General features: G+C 38.0%; 14 protein-coding genes, 1 tRNA gene and 1 pseudogene. 1 reads left to right on the top strand and 15 read right to left on the bottom strand.

What is annotated here, in order from left to right:
• Positions 1-5 precede the first annotated feature (5 nt).
• A complete protein-coding gene (locus IPH52_07775; GenBank protein ID MBK7054937.1) occupies positions 6-605 on the bottom strand; it encodes a hypothetical protein in 600 nt (199 codons plus the stop codon).
• Positions 606-896: 291 nt separating this feature from the next.
• Here IPH52_07775 and IPH52_07780 point away from each other — a divergent pair, with 291 nt between their 5' ends.
• Positions 897-1,427 carry a fasciclin domain-containing protein gene (locus IPH52_07780; protein ID MBK7054938.1) on the top strand — a complete coding sequence of 177 codons (531 nt, stop codon included), beginning with the start codon at positions 897-899 and terminating at the stop codon, positions 1,425-1,427.
• Positions 1,428-1,634: 207 nt separating this feature from the next.
• Here IPH52_07780 and IPH52_07785 read toward each other — a convergent pair.
• From IPH52_07785 to IPH52_07850, 14 genes and pseudogenes are all read right to left on the bottom strand, one after another.
• Positions 1,635-4,402, bottom strand: a pseudogene (locus tag IPH52_07785) (2-oxoglutarate dehydrogenase E1 component).
• Positions 4,403-4,477: 75 nt separating this feature from the next.
• Entirely contained in the window at positions 4,478-5,881 is a 1,404-nt protein-coding gene (gene lpdA / locus IPH52_07790) for a dihydrolipoyl dehydrogenase (GenBank protein ID MBK7054939.1), read from the bottom strand.
• Between the two features lie 45 nt (positions 5,882-5,926).
• Positions 5,927-7,141 (bottom strand): 2-oxoglutarate dehydrogenase complex dihydrolipoyllysine-residue succinyltransferase, encoded by a 1,215-nt coding sequence (gene odhB, locus IPH52_07795; GenBank protein MBK7054940.1) that lies wholly within the window; start codon positions 7,139-7,141, stop codon positions 5,927-5,929.
• 435 nt (positions 7,142-7,576) lie between these two features.
• A tRNA-Phe gene (locus IPH52_07800) sits at positions 7,577-7,649 on the bottom strand.
• A 46-nt stretch (positions 7,650-7,695) separates the two neighbouring features.
• On the bottom strand, positions 7,696-7,941 hold the full coding sequence (locus IPH52_07805; protein ID MBK7054941.1) for a CDGSH iron-sulfur domain-containing protein: 246 nt from the start codon (positions 7,939-7,941) through the stop codon (positions 7,696-7,698).
• 85 nt (positions 7,942-8,026) lie between these two features.
• Complete coding sequence (locus IPH52_07810; GenBank protein ID MBK7054942.1) at positions 8,027-8,608, bottom strand: lipoprotein signal peptidase; 582 nt, start codon at positions 8,606-8,608, stop codon at positions 8,027-8,029.
• Between the two features lie 176 nt (positions 8,609-8,784).
• A complete protein-coding gene (locus tag IPH52_07815) occupies positions 8,785-10,221 on the bottom strand; it encodes an AarF/ABC1/UbiB kinase family protein (GenBank protein ID MBK7054943.1) in 1,437 nt (478 codons plus the stop codon).
• Between the two features lie 447 nt (positions 10,222-10,668).
• Positions 10,669-11,697, bottom strand: coding sequence for a Gfo/Idh/MocA family oxidoreductase (locus IPH52_07820; protein ID MBK7054944.1), 1,029 nt, complete (start codon positions 11,695-11,697; stop codon positions 10,669-10,671).
• Entirely contained in the window at positions 11,687-12,346 is a 660-nt protein-coding gene (locus IPH52_07825; GenBank protein ID MBK7054945.1) for a methyltransferase, read from the bottom strand. The genes IPH52_07820 and IPH52_07825 overlap by 11 nt, the downstream gene beginning before the upstream one ends.
• 242 nt (positions 12,347-12,588) lie before the next feature.
• A complete protein-coding gene (locus IPH52_07830) occupies positions 12,589-13,734 on the bottom strand; it encodes a glycosyltransferase family 4 protein (protein ID MBK7054946.1) in 1,146 nt (381 codons plus the stop codon).
• A complete protein-coding gene (locus IPH52_07835; GenBank protein ID MBK7054947.1) occupies positions 13,712-13,966 on the bottom strand; it encodes a hypothetical protein in 255 nt (84 codons plus the stop codon). The genes IPH52_07830 and IPH52_07835 overlap by 23 nt, the downstream gene beginning before the upstream one ends.
• The gene (gene miaB / locus IPH52_07840; protein MBK7054948.1) at positions 13,963-15,342 is read right to left on the bottom strand and encodes a tRNA (N6-isopentenyl adenosine(37)-C2)-methylthiotransferase MiaB; all 1,380 of its coding nucleotides are present in this window, start codon (positions 15,340-15,342) and stop codon (positions 13,963-13,965) included. Before miaB ends, IPH52_07835 begins: the two co-directional genes overlap by 4 nt.
• 89 nt (positions 15,343-15,431) lie before the next feature.
• The gene (locus tag IPH52_07845; GenBank protein ID MBK7054949.1) at positions 15,432-16,058 is read right to left on the bottom strand and encodes a hypothetical protein; all 627 of its coding nucleotides are present in this window, start codon (positions 16,056-16,058) and stop codon (positions 15,432-15,434) included.
• A complete protein-coding gene (locus IPH52_07850) occupies positions 16,055-17,296 on the bottom strand; it encodes a U32 family peptidase C-terminal domain-containing protein (GenBank protein ID MBK7054950.1) in 1,242 nt (413 codons plus the stop codon). Before IPH52_07850 ends, IPH52_07845 begins: the two co-directional genes overlap by 4 nt.
• Between the last annotated feature and the right edge of the window lie 348 nt (positions 17,297-17,644).

Consider the following 17,644-nt stretch of genomic DNA (forward strand, 5'->3'; position numbering starts at 1 on the left):
AAAAATTAGTCTTGAAAAGAGAGTTTTTTCATCACAGCTTCTTTTCCACCGGGAAATCGAATGTAAACAAGGCAGCCACAGGTTTCCCATGAATCGCCCGAAGTAGGCCAGCATTCTGCAATGCCACGATTTTGTAAAACTCCGGTGCATTCTTTTGTTTTTAATTTTTTATCTTCTGATTGGAAATACCTACAGCTATAAGACTTTGATTCATCAAGTTGCAAGGTAACAAATCCATTTTCATCGTTCAATTTTTTTTCTTGCACTAGTGCGTCCATGAATGTGGCTAATATATCGTATGTTCCAACAAGACCCGCTGCATCAACGCAGGTGGTTTGCATTCTTGAATCAGAGCCGCTTTCGATTGCTTTTGCTGAGGCTTTCGCATTTACTTTAGTATAGAAATATTCTTTTACTTGACTCTGTAGAGGGCTAATTCCTTTTTTAATTGAGTCTGGCGGACCACCCCATCCATCTGTGGCGAGTGCAATTTCATCTGCCCTGTCACGCTTTTTAGTTGCCATGCTATTCAAGTCACAGTCAACATTTGCAAGTTGAGCCAGTAAAACAAAAATGACTAAGTTTTGTATGATTTTACGTTTCATAAATTCCCTCTCTGAATACTCTTACAGGTAAACTTAAATCTGTCTATGACTTTTGTATTCAAACTTTATGCCTAAACTTACTATACACAAGCTAAATTTATTTTCGGGTTTATTCATCCTGTAAATCCTGTTAATCCTGTCTAAAAAAAATTCTTTATAGAAAACCAATTTAGCTCGTGTATATTATTTTTTAACTATAAATTGATTTAGATCAAGGTAAATTTGAAATAAGAAAGTATGCTATTAAAAACATTTAAATTAAATATTTAGAATGAAATTGGGAGAAAGAGAATGAAAAAGTTTTCTATAATATGCGTTAGTATTTGCGCCTTATTCGTATTAGGCGATTGTAAGAAAGAAGAAGGCACTTCCGTCGGTGGTGGGATGGCTTCTGTTGAAGACTCCACTTCACAAAAAAACGTTGTTGGTATTGCAGTTGGATCAAAAGACCACACTACCTTAGTTGCAGCAGTAAAGGCAGCTGATTTAGTCGATTCGTTAGCTAATCCGGGACCTTTTACAGTGTTTGCACCAACGAATGATGCCTTCGATAAACTTCCAAAGGGAACTGTGGAAGGTTTATTAAAAGCAGACAAGATTGATGACTTAAAAAATATTTTAGAATACCATGTAATCGTAGGAACATACAAAAAAGAAAATCTACAAGATGGTCAAGTCATCGGAATGGCAAATGGCGGCAACATCACAGTAACCGTTAAAGATGGTAAGACTTTAATCAACGGAGAATCTCAAATTATTGCATCTGTTCCTGCTTCCAATGGAATTGTGCATGTAATGGATACAGTGCTTTTACCGAAGTAAATATTACACTGTCACCTCGAACCGCATTACCGTGAGAGGTCTATTTAACAAATTTACTATTAGTTTTGTCTTTTAGTATGTTTGTAAAATAGATTTCTCACAGCCTAACCTCAGATGCGAATCCATTTATTCAGTCGGGAACCCATATTTTCTTACAGTTCGAAATGACAGTTCAAAACCTTTTCTAACTCTTTGTGGCTAATTACATTAGGAGAGAGCTTCTTTAACGATTGCCTCTTGCTCTTTCATATGAACTTTTACATGGCCTGCAGCCGGGCTTGGAGATTTTTTTCTACCGTAGTATTTGAATTCTCTATCACCTAAAATATGCTCAAAGAAATCACGCACAAAGAACCAGGCACCCTGGTTGTGTGGCTCTTCTTGCACCCAACAAAACTCAGTCGCTGATTTATACTGGAGTAACACTTCTTTGATTTGCGATTCAGGGAATGGATAAATTTGTTCAAGACGAACAATCGCTATATGGGATAATCCCTTTTTGTCTCTCGCATCAACTAAGTCATAGTAAATTTTTCCACTACAGAATAGAATTTTTTTCACGCCTTCTGGTTTAATTTCAGGTTTATCTACTAACACTTCTTGAATGCGCCTGTGAGTAAATCATCAATGCTAGAAACAGCAGCGGGGAATCGGAGTAAACTCTTAGGAGTCATTACGATTAATGGCTTACGGTAGTTACGAAGCATTTGCCTTCTGAGTAGGTGAAAGTATTGTGCTGGAGTTGTGCAATTAGCAATTTGAATATTGTTTCCAGCACAGAGTTGGAGCATTCTTTCTAAGCGTCCACTTGAATGCTCAGGTCCCTGACCTTCATATCCATGTGGGAGTAATACCACTAAGCCGCTCATACGTTGCCATTTTATTTCAGAGCTTGAAATGAATTGGTCAAAGATTACTTGAGCCGTGTTTGCGAAATCTCCAAATTGAGCTTCCCAAATTACAAGTGCACTTGGATCAGCAAGAGAATATCCATATTCAAAGCCTAAGACAGAGTATTCGGAAAGAGATGCGTTAATAACTTCAAATTTCGCTTGTTCTTTAGAAATATGTGCAAGCGGGGAATACGTCGCACCATTGTTTATATCAACTAAGAGTGCATGTCTATGAGTGAAAGTTCCGCGCTGTGAATCTTGCCCTGATAAACGAACCCTAAATCCAGATTCTAAGATAGAACCAAAGGAAAGTAATTCTGCACAGCCCCAATCGATTGGAATTTCTCCTTCTCCCATTTTCTTGCGCGTTTCTAAAAGTTTTACCAATTTTGGATTTGCGGTAAAATCACTTGGAATCGTGGTCATCGCTTTGAGGATACTCGTCAGTTGCCCCTTGAGTAATTTGGTAGCAGGCTCTGAGTCAAGAGGATCTTTGGAAAACTTTGACCAAACACCTTGCATAGTATCTACTTGGATTTTGATGTCTTTGTTTTTTGTTTCGTTAAAAGAATCTTCTAGTCCTTTACCGACTTCTTCTTTGATTGCTTCCAATTCTTCTTTGTTTATAATTCCTTCTTTTAATAATGCTTCTTCATAAAGAAGTGCTGTAGGCGGATGACTCTTGATTATATTATACATATGAGGTTGTGTAAATGCAGGCTCATCCATTTCATTGTGACCGAGTCTTCTATAACAAATTAAATCAATGATTACATCTTTATGAAATTTCTGTCTGTATTCGTGTGCTAATTTTACGACACGATAAGCTGCTTCCGGGTCATCGCCGTTCACGTGAAAAATTGGAATTTGAAATCCTTTAGCAAGGTCTGTTGCGTATAACGTTGATCTAGATTCACTCGGTAGAGTAGTAAAACCAATTTGGTTATTGATTACAATATGAAAAGTTCCACCTGTTGTATATCCTTCTAAGTTCATGAGGTTTAAAGTTTCTGCCACTACGCCTTGACCAACAAACGCTGCATCTCCGTGAATGAGAATTGGCATATACTTTTCGCGAGTCAAATCGCCGTTAAGCGTTTGTCTTGCACGCACACTACCGGTTACTACTGGATTGACCGCTTCTAAGTGACTTGGATTAAATGCGAGAGAAAGTTTAACTTCTTTTCCGGACTCTGTTTTAATATTATTAGAATAACCTAGATGGTATTTTACATCCGCATAGCTTTCTGATTCGGTGCCAATTTTTTCTTCGAACTCTGCAAAGATTAAACTCGCAGGTTTTTGAATTGTATTCACTAAAACGTTTAATCTTCCACGATGAGCCATTCCAATGATGAGTGCATCCATATTGTATTCGCCTGCTTGCTCTACAACTAAATCCAGCATTGGAATCATGGTCTCTCCACCTTCGAGAGAAAAACGCTTCTTACCCACAAACTTCTTTGCTAAAAATTGTTCGAAGTAATCCGCTTTGTATAATTTTTTAAAGAGACGGAGCTTTGCTTTTTTTTCTAATTGGTAAGAGTTCGCAGTGGACTCCATTTTGTGTTGAATCCATTCTCTTTCTTCATCGTCTACGATGTAGTATTGTTCGGAACCAATGCTTCCACAGTAGGTTTTCTCATACCATTCGATTACATTTTTAAGTTTTGTTTTTCCTAGATCAGGATTTCCTGAATCCACAATCGTTTCTAAATCATCAGGCTTGAGGTTTGCTAATTTCAAATCAAGAAATTTGCGGTCTGGTTTTAGTATTCCGAGTGGATCGAGGTTAGCGGCTAAGTGTCCTTGTCTCCTGTAAGCATTGAGCAAGTTCATGAGTCCCATTTCTTGGAAATTTGCTGCGTTTGCATCTTTGAAAAAACTAGTTACTTCTTCATGACCATTTTTTCCATTGGAATGTCCATTTGTAAAACTTACACCAGAATCTAACTCTCTAAAAAAATCCTGCCATTCTTTTTCTACGCTCGAGGGATTTTGTTTGTAGGCTTGATACAATTCTTCGAGTAATTCTGTATTATCCGCATATAATGCCATTGTTCCTAAATTTACCATTTTAATTATCCTCTTTAAATTCTTTCTATATTTTGGAGGTAAGAAAAATTTCTCTGTGCCTCCGTGCCTCAGTGGCTAATCTTAACTATGAATTGACCATTTATCCACTGCCATCGCAGCTTCTCTAACTACTTCCGAAAGAGTAGGGTGAGCATGACAGGTGCGAGCCAAGTCTTCTGCTGATGCGCCAAACTCGAAAGCAATTGCTGCTTCTACAATCATATCGGAGGCGCGAGGTCCTATGATATAAATTCCAAGTAGCTTGTCTGTTTTTTTGTCGGCTAAAACTTTGACTTGTCCGTCTGACTCACCCATTGCTTTCGAGCGACCATTTGGTTTAAACATTGCCTTTCCAACTTTGTATTCAATTCCTTTGGCTTGCAATTCTTCTTCGCCGAGTCCAACCCAGGCTACTTCAGGCCAGATATATACAATCCAAGGAATCGCTGCATAATTTACATGCCCTGATTGACCTGCTAGTATTTCGGCTAACGCAATGCCTTCGTCTTCTGCTTTGTGTGCAAGCATCGGACCATCTATTACATCGCCTATCGCATAGATATTTGGTATGGAAGTTTGGAAATTATGAGGGTTTACTTCTATTCTACCTCTAGGAGTAAATTTGACTCCTAATTCTTTTGCACCTAAATTATCCGCGTATGGTCTTCTTCCAACGGCTAACAATACTACGTCGCCATCAATCTGAATGGATTTGCCTTCCGGGTTTTGGATGTTTACAATGACTTTGTCTTTTTTCTTTTCTGTGCCTAAAACTTTGTGCTCGAATAAAAAGTTAATGCCCTGTCCTTCTAAGAGTCTTTGTGCATAAGAAGACATCTGCTTATCTGCAGTGCCAAAGAGTCTTGATTGTAATTCCACAACGGTAACTTTCGCGCCAAGTCTAGACCAAACAGATCCGAGTTCAAGTCCAATGACTCCAGCACCAATGATGATTAGATGCTTGGGAACCTCCGGGAGATTGATCGCATGATCAGAGGTTACTACTTGTTTACCATCAATTTCAAATCCTGGAATTTCGATGGGCGTAGATCCTGTAGCAAGGATGATGTTCTTGGAAATGATTTTTTCAGTGCCAGATTCAGAAGTAATTTCAATTTCGGTTGTGGAGATTAATTTTCCATGTCCTAGGAATCGTTCGATCTTATTTTTTTTCATAAGATAATCGACACCTTCTGTTACTTCTTTTACGACTTTGTCTTTTCTTTCTAAAAGTTTTTTTAAGTCTAACTTTACTTCACCTACACTGATGCCGTGATCGGCTAATTTATGTTTAACTTTGTGGTATTCCTCAGAGGAGTCAAGGAGTGCCTTAGAAGGAATACAACCAACGTTTAAACAAGTCCCTCCGAGAGTTTTACGTTTTTCAACAATCGCAACTTTCATTCCAAGTTGAGCCGCACGAATAGCGGCAACGTATCCGCCGGGACCGGAGCCAATCACTGTTACATCAAATTCTTTACTCATATTATTTCCTTTCAGCGCCGGTGATTTAACGCCGGCTAATTATCATTAAACTTCGATTAAGAGTCTAGTAGGATCTTCAATCATTTCTTTTATTTTGACTAAGAATAGAACTGCTTCTTTTCCATCAATGATTCTATGGTCATAAGACAGAGCAACATACATCATCGGGCGAATTACGATTTGATCGTTTACAACTACCGGTCGTTTTACAATATTATGAAGTCCTAATATTCCAACTTGCGGATAGTTTAGAATAGGCGTAGACATCATAGAGCCGTAAGTTCCACCGTTAGAAATAGAGAAAGTTCCACCTTGCATTTCTTCTAGAGAAATTTTACCATCTTTGACTCGGTTTGCAAGTCTTGCGATTTCAGATTCAATTCCAGCAAAGCTGAGTTGATCGGCGTCGCGAACAACAGGGACTACAAGACCTTTAGGTCCACCCACTGCCACTCCGATATCATAGTAATTTTTGTAAATAATATCAGTATCGCGGATTTCTCCATTAACCGCAGGGTATGCTTTTAGAGCGGCTACTGCTGCTTTTGTGAAGAAGCTCATAAAACCAAGACCAACATTGTGTTGCTCTTTGAATTTATCTTTGTATTGTGCTCTTAAGTTCATCACACCGGACATATCAATTTCATTGAACGTTGTAAGAATCGCTGCGGTGTGTTGAGCGGTTACTAGTCTGTCAGCTACAGCACGACGAAGACGGGACATTGGAACCACAGTTTCTCTTTCTCCGGTATTTCTCGGAACAACTTTTGCAGGAGCAGAAGGGGTTGAACTAGCTGAAGGTTTATTTTCTATATAAGATATAACATCCCCTTTAGTGACTTGTCCGTGTTTGCCGCTACCGGATATTGAATTTGCATCTATTCCGTTTTCAGCAGTCATTTTACGAACAGAAGGTGGAAGAGTTTCATTCTTAGGTGCTTCTGCTTTGAGAGCGGCTACTTGTGGTTTAACTTCAGTAGCAGGCTGAGTTTGAGGTGAAGAGCTAGTAACCGTTGCGGTAGCACCTTCTTCGATGAGTCCAATGATTTCTCGAACAGAAACTGTTTCGCCAGCTTTTTTCTTTTGTTCTTTTAGAACACCAGCGGCAGGAGCGCGGACTTCCATTGTAACTTTGTCGGTTTCGAGCTCAGCCAAAATTTCATCTGCTTTCACCGATTCGCCGGGTTTCTTTGTCCAATTGAGTAACGTTGCTTCTGTAATTGATTCGCCCATTTCAGGCACTTTGATTTCGACAGCCATAGTTCATCCTAATAAATAATAACTTTAAAAGTATAAGGTTTAGATTTCGGTTTTTCGTAAATAAAAAAATTCATAAAACTCGCAAATAGAGATTTTTGAACGATTGAACTTTGCCACAGAGGCACAGAGGGAATTCAGATTCTGATCTTCATTCATGTGTATCCCTTTCGAGATGACTAATGCTGACGACTTAAGGAAAAGAAATAATAACCACATAGCTTGGCTGTTGGGGAGCGAAAGCGATGGGGGGAAACTCACGAAGAGCGGGAAGATAAGAACGATAAAAAGTGATCTGGAGTTAAATCAATTGCGAATATTAAACCATCGTATCGTTTATCGGTGAACTCGGTGTGAATCGGCCCTATTATTTGAATAGTTCCCTTCGAGTAAAAAGATTCAGAAAAGGTTATGGGTTAAAAAAAGGAGGCAGCAAACTGGCTTCGGTAAGAATCGAACTTACGACACAAGGATTTTCAGTCCTCTGCTCTACCAACTGAGCTACAAAGCCATTGCTTATGCCACAATATTAAAGCGCACATAACCGTCAAATTAATTTATAGACTATTGTGCGTTCCATCGCAGAAAGGTGGATTCTTTGTGTGTTTGCAACCACAAAAGTAGACTGATTCTGTTTTGGCAATTTGACACATAGTTGGTTTCATTCCTGTCTGGTTTCTGGCGTGAGCACCATCGCAAAATGGTTGTTTGGCTGAATGACCGCAAGAACACCATGCTTTCTTTTCACCTTCTTTTACATCGACTGTGTAGGGACCTTTTTGGGGAATAATTGGTTCGGACATTTTTGACTCCTGGTTACTTAATTTTCACCAAGAGTCTACTTATCTAAAGGTTTGTCAAAAAAAATAAATTCTGAAAGAAATTAACTTATACTTTTGGTTTTGCTTCTTCTACTGCTTTAGCTTCTTCCACTTTCATGGTAAGAATTAAGATTACAAGACCAATGGAAACGCAAGAGTCAGCAAAGTTAAAGGCAGGCCAGCGGGTGAATAATAAGAAGTCAGGCCATTCGAAGTCTAGAAAATCTACGACTCCGATAAATTCTCCGTGTTCAATCGGGGTAAATCCGAATTTGACTCCACCACCTTTTGGCATTTTGATAAAGAACTTATCTATGAAGTTTCCAAAGGCTCCGACCATGACTAGATTCCAACCCCAGGCATTTCCAATTTCGAAATTTTTCCAGCGGTAGAGGATCAAGAAGATAATGGCAAACGCCGTAGAAAATAAAGAGATGATGGAATTGTTTTGATAAATTCCAAACACAAATCCAGTGTTAAATGTAAGAGTCATACAAAAAAACTCCCCCATATAACATTCACTGTTATGGTAAGAATAATTTTGAACTACCCAATACTTTGTTGCGAGATCAATAATTACACCGAGTAAAATGAAAACGATATACTGAGGTTTAATGACTTCCAAGATTTTTTTTTCGAAAAACTTCAATTTTTTAATCCTTAAAATTTAATAAAATTTGCACACCTTAAGTAAGATGAGTGACCAGCTTGCCCCTTGCTGGATCGGGGTCTTACACCAAACGGTGGGCTTGCTGCCGCAGGCTATTAGTTTACTATGTTCTTTATATTTAGACATGTTTGAATTTCGTAATGGAATTACTTTTTCTATATTTTACTAGATCTATTTCGAATCAGAGAGGATAATAAAGATAACCCACTAATTCCTGCTATTGAATAAAAAAAGAGGGAAGGATAAAGGTTGTAAAAACTAAGAAAATAATTTCCAAAATGAACAGATGCAATTCCAACTAACGCGTAAAGAAATTGATTTCCTAAAACATACATTACATCAGTCTGTCTTTCAACATCCTTATTTTGAATTACAAGCCTTCCTCGATTCAGTGTCAAAAGTGCTTTGTGTAATTCGTTTGGAATTAAAAGAGATGTGGTAAACAAGTCTTTGCCTTCTTCGCTTAGAATTTTATCCACAAAACCAGATTCTCCAATAGCAATTGTTTGAAAATAATCTTCCGCGTAATCAAATACAGATCTATATGGATCTAGAATTGCGATATTTCCCATGATGAGTCCGAGAGTTCTTTCTAGCATGACGTAATTGGAAGGAACACGGGCGATTTTTAAAATATCAGATAGACTAGAATTAATTCCTTTTAAGAAAATATAGGCTTCTTCTGGATTGAGTTGCTCAATCGAAATATTTCGAAAGAAATCTGTGTTAGTAACAAAGCGCTCTAATTTTTCCAAAGCGAATTTTACAATTTGTTCGAGCTTTTCTTTATTTACATTTTTATCAAAGAAGCCCATTTCTTCCATGCCTTCGACTACACCGTAGTAGTCTTTACTCATGGCAGAAGAAATAATCTTCTTTAAAGAAACAGCAGTGATTTCATTTACTTCACTCACAGCACCAAAGTCTATAAAGCAAAGTTTTCCCTCTGTGGTATATATTAAATTGCCGGAGTGAGGGTCTGCGTGGAAGAATCGGTATTGAAATACCATGAGAATATAAGCACGCACAAGTAGATCGAGAGGACGCGATTTTTTTGCGTTTCGTGCTTGGATAGAGCGAGTTTCGGAAATTTTTACACCTTCGATGAATTTGGTTACTAGAATTCCCTGTGTAGTATAATCGTGGTAAACCGTTGGAAATACATAGTCAGGCTCAGAAGCAAAATAGGCCGCCATTTTTTCTATGGACTTGGCTTCTTCTGATAAATCCATTTCTCTTGTGATGATTGTTTTGACTTCGTTATGAATTTGTTTGTAGTCAAAAGTAACAAGGTAGCGATTAATTCGCTTCATTACAAATAGAACTGTGCGTAAATCTTTTTCGACTAACGTTTCAATTCCGGGGTATAAAATTTTAACAACGACTTTTTCTTCTGCCAGTTTTGCTGTATACACCTGTGCGGTGGATGCAGCAGCGAGAGGAGTTTTGCTAATTTCAGGAAATACTTCTTCGATGTTTTGATTGGTTTCTTTATAAAAACGGAGTTTTATTTCTTCAAAAGAATGCGGTGGAATTCTATCCTGTAAGTCTTTAAACGCGGAGATAAAATAATCGGGTAAAAGATGACCCATATTTGATAGAAATTGACCAAGCTTAATATAGACTCCGCCTAGATTTAGGAAAAGTTCTTTGCATTCTAGTCCCAATTTGGAATAAATCGCTTCTTCTCGCTTTTGGATTTTATCCGCCGATAAGAAACGCTTTAGAATTTTATAATGCCAAAGGAGAGTCAGAGAGCGTTTGAACACAAAGCTATATACCAATAAAAAACGGGCAAAATACCCCTTATTCCTATAGGAAAATACTTCAGTGTTAGGCGATTTGTCAATAAATTGATTCATTTTTTAAAAGTATTACCAGTCACTAGCATATTCAAAGAAAAGCAAGAATTTCTTACATCTAACTACAAAAGAAAAACAGTAAAGGAATTGCCACCGAGGCACGGAGACACAGAGAAATTTTAAGAGAGTCTTTTTCACTGCGCTCTGTATCTTTGTGCCTCTGAGGCAAAATTAGAATCATATTTTTCCACGATAGATTGACTTAATGGTGGAGAAAATTCTTTGGTTGGCTTCGAGAGAGCCAAGAATTTTTTGCGAGCGCCCAGAAAGAACGCTTTCGACTTCTTGGTAAATATTAATCCATGGATTTGCTAGTTGTTTGGGTATTGTAGGTAGGGCAGTGGATTCTAAACTTCGAAAGCCTTTATAAAGTTTAGATTTTTTGGTGATAAAGAATTTATGGCCATCATTGCTTAGAATAAAACGAGCTTCTTCTGTTTGAATGTCGATTTCAAATTGAAAATAATTTCTCTTTCCGCCAGCTTCGAGAAATACAAAAACATTTTCGGGATACTCTAAAACGGCAATGGCTTGCTCTTCTATCTTTGCCTCTTTGTTTGCTTTGAGTAGTCTACTAGCAACACGAATAGGTTTTGCCTCGAGCAGATAATCAATATAATCCACTGCGTGAGTTCCATCATGTAAAAGCGGTCCACCTCCGCCGGCAAATGCATTTCCAGGATCTCGAAACGATGTCAACACAGATGCTCGAATCGTTCTAAGCTCGCCAAATTCTTTGGATTGGATTAATTCTTTTACATGCTTATAGAGAAAATGATAACGTCTTTCATGATTGACCCAAATTCTAAGGTTGTTTTTTTTTTGTAGAGCGACAAGCGACTTCAACTGTTTTTCGTTGATACAAACAGGCTTTTCGATGAGAAGATTTTTTATGCCAAGAGAAATGGCAAACTTTGCATTTTCAAAATGAGCCTCAGAAGAGCTAGCAATAACAGCAAGATCAAAAGATTCTTTCTTGATATCGGCTAATGAAGATTTGACGGTAGCTGGTTTTATTTTCCACTGAGAGTAAAACTCCTCAACTGCATCCGTATCTATATCGTAGATTGCAGAGAGAGTAAATTTCTTTTTGCCAAAATTGGAAAGCAAAACTCCTGCGTGAGTGCAAGGGTGATAGCGGAGTTTATCATTTTCGAGAGTAGAGGCAATTCGTCCCAAACCTAAAAGTAAAGTTTTAAATTTCATTCTTTTCTTTTTCTAAGTAGTAGATAGTTTTATTTTCCATTCTTTTTTCTTTTTCAAATTTAGAAATTGGAAATGCCTGTCGTATGAATACATATTCAGAGCCAACGGACACAAATAAATTGTTATGCCTAAAGATTCGAATGGCAAATCTTGCGTAGCCGCCATGATCGGTAGCAAATAGAAATCTGCCTTTGGATTTCAAAAGAGTATGGACTGTGAGTAGAAATTCTTGATTTACAGTTCGATTGTGCCAATGTTTTTTTTTAGGCCAGGGGTCGGGAAAGTTTAATACAATCGTGTGAAAGCTAGAATCAATGAATAATTCTTTTAGAAACCAATTGAAATTACAACAAATGAGTCTGATATTTTTTAATCCATACTTTTCAATTTCTCGAATGGTAACAAGGAGTCTGTCTCTATTTTTTTCCATGAGAATATAGCCTGTGTGTGGATTTTTTCTGGCTAATTCGATGGCAACTTCTCCCCAACCAGAACCAAGCTCTAATACGAAATGTTGGATTTCTGTTCCGAAATACAAGGATGGGTTAATCTTTGTATCCCGTTTAAGTTCAATTAAATACTTCGACTCAAAGGGAAGTCTAGAAACTATTCCCCAAAGCTTTTCTGTGGTTTGCGAATCAACTTTCATATTATTAACTCACCTTACGCAAGGTGAGTGACCAGCGTGCCCAGCGCTGAAGGGTGGGGTTACACCCGAACTCAATGTTGCTTCCGAGTGGGCGCAACATAATGGTGGGTTCGCCAAACTCAATGTTGCTCCCTAAGGGTCGCAACATAAGGCGGGCTATAGATTCATTAGATTTATCTAATATTCTTAAATTCATAAAATATTTCATAGGTTTATTCCTTTGCGTAAGGTGAGTTAATAATTTAAATCTTTTGGAGTAGAGAATCAAATACATTTTTTGTGTTACGGGCGGAATTTTCCCAGCTAAAATAATCCAAATCAATCTTAGGAATTAAATTTGATTTTTCTAATTTATTGATTTCTTCTGCCCAGAGTTTTGGGTTTTCTGTTTTCAAGTAGGAAATTTTATCCTTTCCGATTTCTCTAAACGTAGGAATATCCGATACAATGCATTTGCGTTTATGAGCGAGTGCTTCTAAAAGTGGAATTCCAAATCCTTCATAGACAGAGGCAAACAAAAAGATTTCACAGCCTTTGTAGAGATTGTGAAGATCGATGTCATCTACATTGTCTAAGAGGATAATATCATTATGCTCATCCATTTCTTTTTCTAGTTCCAAAAGAAAGCTTTCCTTTTCCCAACCAACTTTCCCTGCAATTACCCAGGTTAGGCGGTTATTTGTAGTTAGCTTACGATATTCTTTGAATGCTTCTAGTAAGAATGGATAATTCTTTCTAGGTTCAATCGTGGATACAGAAAGCAGATACGGCTTTTTTAGTTTTTGAATCCTATCGGATGGAGTTTTTAGACTGGAATTGATTGCTTCTTTTACATCCACACCGGGATAGGCAACACCTGTTTTATTTTCAGGATAATTAAAATGTTTTACTAAATCAACTCTTGTTTGCTCGGAGATGGAAAGGATAAAATCAGATTTACGAACAGAATAACCCTGCACAAGTCTTTGTTGGATAGCGGCTAATAGCCTCATTGTCTCAGGATATTTATATAAAACCAAATCACAATAAGTCAATACAATCGGAAGTTTTGAAAAAAATAGGGGAGGGATTACTTGTTGTGAGCCCCAGAATAAATCCAGATGAAATTGATTTAAAGATAAGGGCAAACTGATATTAAAATAAGTAGCCCCTTTTTTAGAAAGGAAACCTTTGCCCTGATGAAATTCTACATTAGGAAGTTCTAATATAGTTTTATGAGATTCATGAATGGGGAGGTGACTAAATAAAACGAATTGGTATTTTTCCTTTTCTGGAAAATGTCGAATTGTTTCTGCAATAAGCCGACCAACACCCGATACACGGGTTGAAAGAGGTCTTGCATCGAGTCCGATTCTGTAAATTGTATTACCCTCTGACGCCTGCCGCATGAGTGGGATCGGAGTCTCCACCGGCAGACTTTATAATGTCTTTTACGATGACAGTTTGGTCATTCGGAATCATGTAGGTGACACCATTTACTTCAATTTCCAATTTTGCATTCGAGCCTGTTTTGATTTTTGCTTCGAGAGAAATCTTGGTTCCTTTTTTAGCAGGAACTTTTTTTCCACCGTCGGTAATTTCTATTGTTCCGAGTGCTTGCGTAATTAATACTTCGTTCATATCATCTTTCCTTTTAAAGTGGCACTTGTTGCAGATTCAATTTTTACTTGCACAGTTTGACCGATCATTTCTTCTATCGTTTTATTTTCAGGGGTAGAGAATACTACCATTCTACCGCTGTCAGTTCTTCCAGAAAGTTCTTTGGCTGATTTACGCGACCTGTCTTCTACTAAGACTTCAAAAGTCTTACCGATTCGAAGTTTGTTTTGGTAATCTGAAATTCCAGTTTGCAGTTCAACTAGCTCAGTAAGCCGTGCTGACTTTTCTTCTTCGGAAACATCGTCTTTCAAAAGCCGCTTTGCAACAGTTCCTTCTCTTTCTGAATACTTAAACATAAACGCCATATCAAATTGAACCCGCTTGACTACATCGAGAGTATCTAAGAATTCTTCTTTTGTTTCGGTTGGAAATCCTACAATAATATCGGTTGTAATTCCGCAATCCGGAACAACAGAGCGAATCTCATCTACTACATCTAAGAATTCTTCTTTTGTATAAGTTCTCTTCATTGCTTCGAGGACACGAGTATTTCCTGCTTGCAACGGCAAATGGATATTAGACGAAAAACGCTTTTCGCTTGCCATGAGTTTTAATAGATGCATAGGAAAATCTTTTGGATGTGGAGAGGTAAACCTGACTCTCTCAATCGTAGTCTCTTCTAATATTGCCTCAATCAAATAAGCAAAGTCCTTTTCTTCCTGGCGATAAGAATTTACATTTTGACCGAGTAGGGTGACTTGCTTGATTCCTTTATCAACTAACTTCTTAACTTCGTCAACGATTGATTGCACATCTCGACTTCTCTCGCGCCCTCTTGTATAAGGAACGACACAAAAAGTGCAGAAATTATTGCAGCCACGCATAATCGTGACAAATGCTTGTATGCCGTTAATTACCTGTGGTTCGATTTCATCGTAGGTTTCAATTTTAGAAAGTCGTGTTAGGTTTACTCGCTGTTCGCCGCTACGAATTTTTTGAATTAAACTAGGAAGATCACGGTAATTATCGGGACCAACCACCAAATCAAGCGGCAATTCCTGATGAAATAAATCATCACCTAGATTTTGTGCCATACAACCAAGGACACCAATTACAAGTTTAGGATTTCTCTTCTTTAAATAACCAAGATTTTGCAGGCGACTATAAATTTTTGCATGAGCGTTTTCGCGGACAGCACAGGTATTTAAAAAAATAATATCAGAGGATTCGACATCTTCAGTGCTTAAATATTCCGCTTTATTCATTAGGCTTTTTACGATTCCAGAATCATACTCGTTCATCTGGCATCCGTAGGTTTCGATGTAAACCTTACCCAGTCCCTTTGTAGATTCTATTAAATCGGACTCGGTTACTTCTGTTTTTAAAATTGTCTGCATAAGTTTAAAAAATGGATAAGGGATTGTTTGTAAAGAAGATTATTTGGTGAACAACAATGCCCCCGTAGGGAACGGTTTGAAACCGTTCCCTACTTCTCACTAATCTTGCCCGCGCGATAAATTAAATACTCCACCTTATTATCAGGGAGTAAAGTCTTCTTAGCCTCGCCGTTTAGTTTGCCTTCATACCAGATGGATTCAATAGTGCCTTTTTCCTTTGTGTTGTTAAGGGTTAATATGCCTTTGCCGTGGGGTTTGCCGGAAATCATATCACCTGAATAAATATCACCGTTTAAATAGTAAATCTTTCCAACGCCATTTGCCTGGTAGTCTACCAAATCGCCCTCGTAGATTTCGCCTGTTTTGTAGGCGAGTTTACCAACGCCGGTTTTGCATTCACCTTCGATGCAGACAGTGTGGCTTAACCGAAAGGTTGCCCATAGCATTAAAACAAGACTGAGTAAGAGGTAATTACGGATTATGTTTTCGTGGAAGGATTCACGAGTGACCATTTTCTGGAGAACAAGGATTAGCCCGAGAGCAAATATGGAATTTAGAAAGAAGATTCCAAATAACATACCAATCCAGCGGCTAGTTCCGATTATCCCATAATAGGGAAGAGAGAAATGATTTGCAAGAGGAGTGTAATTTAAAACTGCCAGAAAAAAAAGAACAGCTATATTATACGAAATAAAGATAAAAATTAATTTTTTCATTTTGCTTTGATCCTTTCGGGTTGTCTGAGAACACTGAGTATAGAATGATTTTGAACGGGAAAAGGAATTTTGATTTGCACATCTCCCATTCCCCCACTTAGAACGTCTTTACGATTTCCTCTAAAATACAATTCCTCGACAACAAAACTTTGTGAGGCAAATTCGCCAGGCTGAAATACTTCGACTGAATCGCCTACTTGGATTTTGTTTTTAATTTCAAAGGTGGAAAGAGTATCACTGACTGATTTGACATTACCCGCAAACATTTGGGATTGTAAATAGGAATGTCCGACGTCATAGTTTTGAAATTCTTTTTCGTCTTCGGGAACCTGATCTTCCATTCCGCGGGTGAGAAATCCGGAAAAATATCTACGCGATGCAACTTTGTCTAGCTCGACAAGCAAATCGGGATTAAACTCTCTGCCTGCTTGTAAATCGTCTAAGGCTTTTCGATAGCTTCTAGCGACTAACGCTACATAGTATTCGTTTTTAGTTCTGCCTTCTACTTTAATGGAATCGACTCCGGCGTCTCTAATTTCTCTTAAGTATTGAATGGCTCGCATATCTTTTGAATTCATAAGAAAGGTTCCTTCTTCTTCTGATTCAATAATTTCCATCGGCTCATCATTTTGTCTTGGATTGGTGACAAAGATTTTATATTGATCGCGACAGGCATTATTACAGGCACCTTGGTTTGCATCTCGATGTGTAAAATAATTACTCATAAGACATCTACCACTATGAGCAATGCAAACAGCCCCATGAACAAATACTTCTAGCTCCATATCGGGAACTTGATCCCTGATTTCTTTGATCTCTTGAATGCTTACTTCTCTTGAGAGGATAACGCGTGTTGCCCCAATTGACTTCCAAAATTTTACAGCCGCATAATTCATAGTATTAGCCTGAACAGAAATATGAATATCAATTTCGGGAGCAATTTCTCTTGTGAGATAAATTAAACCTGGGTCTGCCATGATAAATCCATCCGGCTTTAAGCCCGCCATTTCTTTTAGGTATTTCGGATAACTTCCCAGTTTAGAATTACGAGGAAATGCATTGATAGTAAAATAGATTTTCTTATCGCGGGAGTGAGCGTAGTCGATAGCAGTCTTTAGATGCTCAAGAGTAAATTCATTTTCACGCGCCCGTAGCGAATAACGGGGAACGCCGCAATAAGTTGCATCCGCACCATAGAGATAAGCAAGCTCCAATTTTTCAAGATTGCCCGCAGGCATAAGTAATTCAGGTATTATGTTCACACTTCCAGAATTTATAGAAAAGCTGTCTAGTCAAGAAAGAGAATTTTTAAGATTACCAACTCATTGGATTCGTCTTTCTTCTTTCACTTTTTGGTGATTTTGATGGAGCTGATAAGTCCCTTGAAATCAGACACAGTTCTTGAACGGGAGACATGTAGCTTTTGGCATTGTGATAAGTGTTGAATAAATTCTCACGCTTTGGCTTCCAATTCCTTTTTATGAATTCCATGGGGTGGGGTTAATTTAGCGGATACTTTTTAATGGTGACAATGGCAGAATGTTTGACATATGGGATGGTGGAATCCATATTATTTCTTATCGTTC

The sequence above is a fragment of the Leptospiraceae bacterium genome, from assembly GCA_016708435.1.
In the GTDB taxonomy this organism is placed as follows: Bacteria; Spirochaetota; Leptospiria; order Leptospirales; family Leptospiraceae; genus UBA2033.

What these genes read in the sequence shown, in the direction of transcription:
- IPH52_07775 (MBK7054937.1), bottom strand. Translation starts at nt 605, where the DNA reads ATGAAACGTAAAATCATACAAAACTTAGTCATTTTTGTTTTACTGGCT.
- IPH52_07815 (MBK7054943.1), bottom strand. Translation starts at nt 10,221, where the DNA reads ATGGGTCATCTTTTACCCGATTATTTTATCTCCGCGTTTAAAGACTTA.
- lpdA (MBK7054939.1), bottom strand. Translation starts at nt 5,881, where the DNA reads ATGAGTAAAGAATTTGATGTAACAGTGATTGGCTCCGGTCCCGGCGGA.
- IPH52_07825 (MBK7054945.1), bottom strand. Translation starts at nt 12,346, where the DNA reads ATGAAAGTTGATTCGCAAACCACAGAAAAGCTTTGGGGAATAGTTTCT.
- miaB (MBK7054948.1), bottom strand. Translation starts at nt 15,342, where the DNA reads ATGCAGACAATTTTAAAAACAGAAGTAACCGAGTCCGATTTAATAGAA.
- IPH52_07850 (MBK7054950.1), bottom strand. Translation starts at nt 17,296, where the DNA reads ATGCCTGCGGGCAATCTTGAAAAATTGGAGCTTGCTTATCTCTATGGT.
- odhB (MBK7054940.1), bottom strand. Translation starts at nt 7,141, where the DNA reads ATGGCTGTCGAAATCAAAGTGCCTGAAATGGGCGAATCAATTACAGAA.
- IPH52_07820 (MBK7054944.1), bottom strand. Translation starts at nt 11,697, where the DNA reads ATGAAATTTAAAACTTTACTTTTAGGTTTGGGACGAATTGCCTCTACT.
- IPH52_07845 (MBK7054949.1), bottom strand. Translation starts at nt 16,058, where the DNA reads ATGAAAAAATTAATTTTTATCTTTATTTCGTATAATATAGCTGTTCTT.
- IPH52_07830 (MBK7054946.1), bottom strand. Translation starts at nt 13,734, where the DNA reads ATGCGGCAGGCGTCAGAGGGTAATACAATTTACAGAATCGGACTCGAT.
- IPH52_07835 (MBK7054947.1), bottom strand. Translation starts at nt 13,966, where the DNA reads ATGAACGAAGTATTAATTACGCAAGCACTCGGAACAATAGAAATTACC.
- IPH52_07805 (MBK7054941.1), bottom strand. Translation starts at nt 7,941, where the DNA reads ATGTCCGAACCAATTATTCCCCAAAAAGGTCCCTACACAGTCGATGTA.
- IPH52_07780 (MBK7054938.1), top strand. Translation starts at nt 897, where the DNA reads ATGAAAAAGTTTTCTATAATATGCGTTAGTATTTGCGCCTTATTCGTA.